The organism is Actinoplanes sp. ATCC 53533, from assembly GCF_003947245.1.
On record NZ_QHHV01000280.1, the window covers coordinates 22,243 to 29,836 of the forward strand.

Annotated in this window: 6 protein-coding genes and 1 pseudogene; 4 read left to right on the forward strand and 3 right to left on the reverse strand. The window is 71.4% G+C overall.

The features are described 5' to 3' along the window. Positions 1-4: 4 nt before the first annotated feature. The 3 genes from frc to DMB66_RS53380 form a co-directional block, all read right to left on the reverse strand. A complete protein-coding gene (gene frc, locus DMB66_RS53370) occupies positions 5-1,231 on the reverse strand; it encodes a formyl-CoA transferase (RefSeq protein ID WP_125811717.1) in 1,227 nt (408 codons plus the stop codon). Positions 1,232-1,364: 133 nt separating this feature from the next. After that, entirely contained in the window at positions 1,365-2,708 is a 1,344-nt protein-coding gene (locus tag DMB66_RS53375; protein WP_125811718.1) for an MFS transporter, read from the reverse strand. Positions 2,709-2,784: 76 nt separating this feature from the next. Beyond that, positions 2,785-3,447: a hypothetical protein gene (locus DMB66_RS53380; RefSeq protein WP_125811719.1), complete on the reverse strand. Its 663-nt coding sequence runs from the start codon at positions 3,445-3,447 to the stop codon at positions 2,785-2,787. Positions 3,448-3,590: 143 nt separating this feature from the next. Here DMB66_RS53380 and DMB66_RS53385 point away from each other — a divergent pair, with 143 nt between their 5' ends. The 4 genes and pseudogenes from DMB66_RS53385 to DMB66_RS53400 all read left to right on the forward strand — a co-directional run. Continuing rightward, the gene (locus DMB66_RS53385; protein ID WP_125811720.1) at positions 3,591-4,361 is read left to right on the forward strand and encodes a response regulator transcription factor; all 771 of its coding nucleotides are present in this window, start codon (positions 3,591-3,593) and stop codon (positions 4,359-4,361) included. Further along, complete coding sequence (locus DMB66_RS53390; RefSeq protein WP_199753170.1) at positions 4,358-5,884, forward strand: cell wall metabolism sensor histidine kinase WalK; 1,527 nt, start codon at positions 4,358-4,360, stop codon at positions 5,882-5,884. Before DMB66_RS53385 ends, DMB66_RS53390 begins: the two co-directional genes overlap by 4 nt. A gap of 53 nt (positions 5,885-5,937) precedes the next feature. After that, positions 5,938-6,648, forward strand: coding sequence for a response regulator transcription factor (locus tag DMB66_RS53395; protein ID WP_199753171.1), 711 nt, complete (start codon positions 5,938-5,940; stop codon positions 6,646-6,648). 389 nt (positions 6,649-7,037) lie between these two features. After that, positions 7,038-7,594: pseudogene (locus DMB66_RS53400) on the forward strand (hypothetical protein); the annotation flags it as partial.

The following is a 7,594-nucleotide window of genomic DNA, read 5'->3' on the forward strand; positions in this document are numbered from 1 at the left end:
CTGCTCAGATGACGCCCGCGGCGCGCAGATCGCCGGCGCGGCCGCGGTAGCCGAGTTCGTCGAGGACCTGCTCGGTGTGCTCGCCGAGCAGCGGTGAGCGCTCCACCTCCACGGGCGAGTCGGAAAGCTTGATCGGGCAGCCGACGGTCTTGAACGTGCCGCGCTGCGGGTGCTCCACCGCGACGATCGAGCCGAGGGTGGCGAGGGTGTCGTCCTCGATCAGCTCCCGGGTCGACAGGATCGGGCCGCACGGGATGCCGTGGGAGTTGAGCTCCTCCATCACGGCCCACTTGGTGTGTTTCTCGGTCCACTCCTCGATCAGGGCGAACACCTTGTCGAGGCGCGACAGCCGGGCCTGGGGAGTGTTCCACTCCGGATCATCGGCGAGCTCCGGCCGGCCGATCAGCCCGGCGATCGCCGGCCAGCCGGCCGGCTGGATGATCACATAGATGTAGTCGTTGGGCCCGCCGGGCGCGCAGCGCAGCGCCCAGCCCGGCTGGCCGCCGCCCGAGGCGTTACCGGAGCGTGGCACCTCGTCGTCGAAGGTCTCGTTGGGATACTCCCCCAGCGGCCCGTGCGCCAGGCGCTGCTGGTCGCGGAGCTTGACGCGGCAGAGGTTGAGCACGGCGTCCTGCATGGCGACCTGCACCCGCTGGCCGCGCCCGGTGCTCGTGCGCTGCAGCAGCGCGGCGAGGATGCCCGCGACAAGGTGCACGCCGGTGCCCGAGTCGCCGATCTGCGCCCCGGTGGCGGTCGGCGGCCCGTCGGAGAACCCGGTGGTGCTCATCGAGCCGCCCATGGCCTGGGCGACCACCTCGTACGCCTTGAAGCCGGCGTAGCGGCCCGGGCCGAAGCCCTTGATCGAGGCGTAGACCAGCCGCGGATTGAGCTCCTGCAGCCGTTCCCAGGAGAAGCCGAAGCGATCCACCACGCCCGGCCCGAAGTTCTCGACGAGCACGTCCACCTCGGACACCAGCCTGGTGAAGATCTCCCTACCCTCGGGGCTCTTCATGTTCAGCGTGATGCTGCGCTTGTTGCAGTTGAGCATCGTGAAATACAGGCTGTCGACGTCAGGTAGATCCCGCAGCTGGGAGCGGGTGATGTCGCCGTGGCCGGGAGCCTCGAGCTTGACGACGTCCGCGCCGAGCCAGGCGAGTAGTTGGGTGGCCGACGGTCCCGACTGCACATGGGTCATGTCGAGAACGCGGACACCCGCAAGGGCCTTTCCCATCGTCTTCCTCCTGTGCGACGCGTGGCAGCTATCGGATGAGGTGACATTGCATACCGTATGCCGTAGTCAGTATGGTGCTCCCGGTGGCAGCGATGTGTCCAGAGCCCCTTTCCACCAGGGATGAGGCCGGCGGCTACCAGCCGGGGCTGGTCAGTGCCGGGCGGCCCGGCTGGCGCAGCCGATGGACCAGCAGCGCGCCGAGCAGCCCGAGCGCACCGGCCACCGCGAACGCCGCGGCCGAGCCCGGCGCCGCCAGGACCACCGCGGCCAGCCCGACGCCGGCCACCGCGCCCACCGCCTTGCCGCTGTAGACGAAGCCGTAGCCGGGCAGCGCCGCCTCGTCGCCGAACCAGTCCCGGACCAGCCCGACGAGCAGCGAATACCCGGCCCCGGTGCCCACCCCCGCGATGCCGCCGCACCCGACGACCGCGACCGGCTGACCGCCGGACACCGCGGCGAGCAGGCCGAACTGCGCCAGGCCGCCGAGCGCCAGGGCGTACGCCAGGATCCGCCGGCGGCCGACCCGGTCGGAGAGCCGGCTGCTGACGTAGCGGCCCAGCCCGGTGGCCACGGCGAGCACCGCGACGGCGGAGACGACCAGGGCGGGACCCGCGCCGGCGGACGCGGCGAAGCCCGCCAGGAACGCGAGGTCGAAGAACGCCATGGCCGCGGCGAGCACCACGACCACGAACATCATCGGCAGCACGCCGCTGCGCACGGCGGCCCGCAGCGAGAACTGCCGCAGGGCCGGCATGTTGTTGGGGATGCTGCGGTTGAGCCGCCGGTCGACGGCCCACTGCTGCGGATCGATGCCGGCCGGCCACCAGTGCGCCGGCGGCCGGCGCAGCACCAGCCCACTCGCGGCGACCGCCACGGCCACCAGCACGGCGGCACCGTCCAGGATGAGCAGCCGGCTGCCCGCGTCCAGCAGGTAGCCCGCGATCACCACGAACGGCAGGGCGCCGTACCCGAAGGCACCGCTGACCACGCCGCCGGCGCTCGCGACGCGCTCCGGGAACCATTCGGTGACCACGCCGAGGCAGGCGACGTAGACCAGCCCGACGCCGACGCCGCCGGCCACCGAGTAGCCCAGCAGCACCGCACCCGGGCTCCGGGCGTGGGCGAGGGTCACCAGCGCGACCCCGCACAGCACCGCCGCGGGCACCAGCAGCGGCGCCAGCCGGCCGCGCAGCCGCCGGTAGAGCCGGGCGGCCGGCAGCGCGACCCCGGCCTGGCAGACCACCCAGAGGCCGAGCACCAGCAGGGCCTGCCCGACCGTCCAGCCGTTCAGCACGGTCAGGGCCGGCAGCGCCGCGGCGAAGCCGTACTGGAAGAGGCTGACCGCCAGCATCGACAGCCAGGGCAGCCGGATCATCCACACGCGAGAGCGGCCGGTCAGGCCGACGTCGCTCTCACCCACCCGGTAACGGCGCCCGTAGACGTCGCTCACCAGTCGCACCGGCCCTGACTCGGTCATGGGGCACCTCCGCATGGGTTACTGTATGCAGTATGCCCTATGCGACCATGATCGCCGTCAATTTCTTGACGCCAGGTTATCGCCGGCGGCGCATCAACGACGCGAGGTTCTCGACCGCCTCGAACAGGGCCCGGATCTGCTCCGGGCTGAGCGCGGCGAGGTCGGCGGCGGTGAGACAGAGATCCGCGCTGACGGCGATGACGACATCGCCCGGGCCGTCAGGACCCTTCGACGCCGCTCGGGAAGCGACGATGTCGTCGCCGTCGACGGTGATCAGGTCGAGGAATTCCAGCCACTGCAGCAGGCTTTCGAGCCGTGGCCGGTGCTCCTCCGCCGTGTTGGCCTCCGTCGCGAGGATCACGAGTGCCTCATAGCGGGACAGGCGGCCGCCGCCGAGGCTCGGCACGAGTGTCCGCCAATACCAGGACGACCGCGCGGACTGCGCCAGGAGCGGCACAGCGGCGTGACTGGCACCGCCCTGGAGCCGCCGGTGGTAGGCGACCAAGGCTTCCGTCGCCACGTACCGGCCCTGCCCCACCCGCTCGAGCCAGCCCGAATCCACGAAGAACCCGGTGCTTCCGAAGACAGCGTCGGGGCTGACCTGCAGGGCGCCGACGATCTGCTCGCTGCCGACGGGACGCCGGCCGTCGCTCAGGCGGGCGAAGGCGCGCAGGATCGCGACCTGCACGTCGAGCGCCAACCGGTCGGTCGGCAGGCTCCCGGGGCGCGGCTGTTCCATGCGTCTCCCCCATGCCGGTCTCGTCCGTCGAAGGCGAACCCGAGCAAACCAGACGAAACCGAGGATCAGCTCCGGGCAACCTCAAAGCTCTGCGTGAATGCACCGCCGCGTTCGTCCCCGGCGGCGACGCTACTGTCGTCGGCATGGGCGCAGACGAGTCACCATCGGCGCGGTCCGCGGCGAACGCCCACCGCCGGATCCTGGTCGTCGAGGACGATCCCGGGATTCGCACGCTGCTGAGTTCCACGCTGCGCCCGTCCGGGTACGAGGTTCTCGGTGTCGCGACGGGACACGAGGCGCTGACCGGGGTCGAGCAGTTCCGCCCCGACCTGCTGGTCGTGGACGTCATGCTGCCCGACCTCGACGGCTATGAGCTCACCCGGGTCCTGCGCACCGCGAACGTCACCACCCCGGTGTTGTTCCTGACCGCGCGCGCGGAGGCCACCGACCGGGTCGCGGGGCTGCGCGCCGGCGGGGACGACTATGTCACCAAACCCTTCGATGTCCGGGAACTGCTCCTGCGCATCCGCGGCATCTTGCACCGGCTGCATCCCATGGACGCCGTGCCGGCCGGGGAGGACGACGGTGTGTTGCGCTACGCCGACCTGAGTGTCGACCGGGGCGCCCACGACGTGCGCCGCGCCGGCCGGAGCATCAGGCTGACCCGCACCGAGTTCCGGCTGCTGACCTACCTGATGACCCATCCACACCAGGTCCTGAGCAAACAGCAGATCGTCGACCACGTCTGGAGTTACGACTTCGGCGGCGACTCGCGCATCGTGGAGACCTACATCAGGTATCTGCGCCGCAAGGTCGACTGCTTCGATCCACCGCTCATCCACAACGTCCGCGGCGTCGGCTACTGCCTGCGCCTGCCGCCCCGGGACCATGCTCCGGCACGGAAAGCCCCGTGAACGGCCGCACCGTCCTCCGGTCGGCCCGCCCGATGTCGCTCCGCGCGCGGCTCACCTGGGGTGGCGCCGTCCTCGCCGCGGCCGCCGTGCTGGCGGTGCAGATCATCGGTGTCCTGGTGCTGCGTTCCTGGCTCCTCGACCAGGTAGACCACCAGCTCAGGGAGTTCCCCCTCCCCACCGATTTCCGGCCCGCCCTGCCCCCGCCTCCGAAGGGTCTGCCCGACGGCTCCCTCACCATGCCGTCGGACTTCCGGCTCACCGTCTACGACCCCGCCGGGCGACGGCAGGGCACCGCCGGCGACGGACCCGCGCCGGGACCCCTGCTGCCCCAGGACGCGGCGGACCTCACGCTCGTCGACGGCCGGCCCACCACCGTCGCGGCCGTCAGCGGCGACGGGAACTGGCGGGTGGAGAGAAACACCGGACCGGACGGCACCACCTACGTCGTCTGCCTGCCTCTGGACACGCTCGACGGTGCCACCGCCAAACTGCTGTGGCTCAACGCCGTCGTCCTCGCGGTGACCATCATCGCCCTGATCGCGGTCAGCCGCTGGGTGGTGCGCCTGGGCCTGATGCCGCTGAGCCGGATGGAACACACCGCGCGCGACATCACCGCCGGCGATCCTGACCTGCGGATCCACTACACCGACCACCGTACCGAGATCGGCCGGCTGGGTACCGTCCTGAACACCATGCTCGACCGGCTGCAGCAGGCCCTGCGGGAGCGGGAAGCCTCCGAGAACAGGCTCCGCCGCTTCGTCTCCGACGCGGGCCACGAGCTCCGCACCCCGCTGACGACCATCCAGGGCTTCGCCCAACTGACACTCATGCGCGACCACCTGCCCCCGGCCGACCAGCACGAAGCCGACCGGCTCATCGCCCAGAACGCCGAGCGGATGAGCCTGCTCGTCAACGACCTGCTGCTGCTCGCCAAGCTCGACCAGGAACCGACCTACCGTCAGGAACCCGTGGACCTGCTCGCCATCGCCGCGGAAGCCATCAGCGCGGCGTCGCCGGGACTCCACGAACGCGCGCCGCGGCTGGGTCCGCTCGCCGGAGCCGACGACCTGGAACCGGTCGAAACGCTCGGCGACCCCCACCGGCTTCGCCAGGTCGCCGACAACCTCCTGACCAACGCGCTGGCGCACACGCCGCGGGACGCCGCCATCGAGGTGCGCGTCGGCACCACCGTGTCGGGAGCGGACACCGGGGGAACAGACCGGCCGGGTCGCACCAGCGCCCTGCCGCCCATGCCCGAGGGCGTCGCCGTATGCGTCCTGGAAGTCACCGACCACGGCCCCGGGCTGACCGCGGCGGAGGCCGCCAAGGTCTTCGAACGCTTCTACCGCGTCGACCGGTCACGATCCCGCGACCACGGCGGATCCGGACTCGGCCTGGCCATCGCGACCACCATCGCCCAGGGCCACGCCGGCCGGCTCGAACTCGACACCCGACCCGGGCGGGGCAGCACCTTCCGGCTCGTCCTGCCACTCGTTCGCGGAATTCCCAGCCAAATCCCATAGTTCTCGGACCGCCACCGCAGACCACGTGCAGCCTCGGCGTCAAGCCTGGGTTCGTGGCTCACCTACGCGCAGCGAGCGGCACGGCACGGATCCTTCTGGTCGACGACGAACCCACGTTGACGGAACTGCTGGCGATGGCGTTCGCCTCCGAAGGCTGGGAGACCCGTGGCGCCGCCGACGGCAGCAGCGCGGTCGACGCCGCGGCCCAGTTCCAGCCGGACGTGGTCGTGCTCGACATGATGCTGCCCGACATGGACGGCATCAGAGTGCTGCGGCGGCTCCGCACGGACGTGCCGGGCCTGCCCATCCTGTTCCTGACCGCCAAGGACGCGGTGGAGGACCGGGTGCGGGCGCTCACCGCCGGCGGCGACGACTACATGACCAAGCCCTTCAGCCTGAGCGAGCTGATCGCCCGGCTGCGGGTCCTGCTGCGCCGCACCGGCCGCCTCGCCGCCGCGCCGCCGTCGACCATCATCGTCGGAGATCTCGTCCTCGACGAATACACCCGCGACGTGCACCGCGGCGGCGAACCGATCTCGTTGACGGCGACCGAATTCGAGCTGCTGCGCTATCTCATGACGAACACGCGCCGCGTGGTGGGAAAATCCACGATCCTGGACCGGGTGTGGAACTTCAGCTTCAGCGGAAGCGCGAACATCGTGGAGATTTACATCTCCTACCTCAGAAAGAAGGTGGACGAGGGACGGCCACCGCTGATCCACACCGTCCGCGGCATCGGCTACATCCTCGAGAGCCGCGACTGATCCGGCGGCCCGGCCGGCATGGGCAATCGGCGCGTGCGCAAGGGATTCCGCGAAGCGGACGGCTTCCTGCCGGGTGCCCGGCAGGAGAACGCCGGTGGCTTCCAGACCACCTCGATCCGGCTCGGTACCCCTGCCGACGACAGCGATCAGGACTCGCTCGGCGACCGATCCGTAGGCCGCGGGAGGGCGCGGGAGCCGGGCATTAACGGCACACAATGTGTCCGCGTGACCGGGCCACCCTCGCCACCGTGACGGCCAATGGATATCGTCAAGGCCGCAATCCGGTGCCGCGGCGGCAGACAGCGCCGCACGCACCGCGTGGCATCCCCGCGAACCACCCCCTGGGTCGCACCGCACACCGGCGCCTCCCCGAACCAGCAAGGACCAGGATGACCTCGTACACCATCACCGTCGCGCCCAGCGACGGCAGCGGCAACACCACCACGATCACCGTGGACACCAGCGACGGCGAAGCCCTCATCACCGACGTGCACCTGCACGCGGCCACCGGGCTCACCGCGGCACGGATGCCGTCCGTCGACATCAGCCTGCTGATGCAAGCCGTCACCTCCGCGCCGGCCCTGCCCGCCCCCACGGTGTCGCCCGCTCTCGCCGACAAGCCCGCGCAGAAGGCCCCCACCGCCGCGCGGCCTGCCGCCGCGCCGGAGGTGAACGCCGCCGCCGTTCCCGCCGCCGACGTTCCCGCCACTGACGTTCCCGCCCCGGCCCAGCCCGTGGCCACGGCAGCCGAGCCCACCGCCCGCGCGCGCCGCCCGCGCGCCGCCAAGAACACCACCCCGGCCGCCAAGAAGGCCACCGCCGCGACGCCGGCTGCCAAGAAGACCACCGCCGAGGCACCCGCCGCCAAGAAGGCCACCCCCGAGGCACCGGCAGCCAAGAAGACCACCACCGCCACGCCGGCCGCCAAGAAGGCCACCGCCGAGGC